This is a genomic window from Citrobacter sp. S55_ASV_140, assembly GCF_018919505.1.
Classification (GTDB): Bacteria; Pseudomonadota; Gammaproteobacteria; order Enterobacterales; family Enterobacteriaceae; genus Citrobacter; species Citrobacter werkmanii.
The window spans coordinates 1-470 of record NZ_JAHLQZ010000439.1 but is presented as its reverse complement, the minus strand read 5'-3'; the positions used below and the strand labels follow the sequence as shown (position 1 = coordinate 470).

Sequence of the window (470 nt, the reverse complement as noted above, 5' to 3'; positions counted from 1 at the left end):
CCAGAAAACAACGCCTGTCGATATCTGCAAAAAATGCGATCTAACTCACTGAAGCAAATAGCAAACTCTGAAACAACACCGATTTGTACACTTTGCTTTACACTTTTAGTGATGTGTATCACAAATAGTAGCCAGCGAAGTGATCCGACTCTCACAAAATGGGGTGTACTCATTCACCAATACAAAATGAGAACAGCCTGGAAAGTAAAGTTTTCAGTATTTCCCGTCGCAGGTAACGCTCAACAGCGAACGACAAAACAACACGCAAAAAAAAACTTGTTGAATATGAATAGGTAAAAAAATGACGTGTGATTTGCATCACTCACATTTACAGATTTTGGAATTATTGCCAGTGATTAATGTTGCTCGAGCTATTTCCATAATCAATTAAATCTTGCATAGTGCCTCCACATTATTTCTCCCCCTGGCTCAGGAGGCGAATAGTTATATTTCATCAGACTTTATTGATG

Annotated in this window: 1 protein-coding gene; it reads left to right on the top strand. The window is 38.3% G+C overall.

Annotated features, from left to right (window positions below):
• A partial coding sequence (locus KQJ18_RS24410; RefSeq protein ID WP_216423005.1) for a hypothetical protein occupies window positions 1–297 on the top strand: 297 nt, incomplete at its 5' end.
• Window positions 298–470 lie beyond the last annotated feature (173 nt).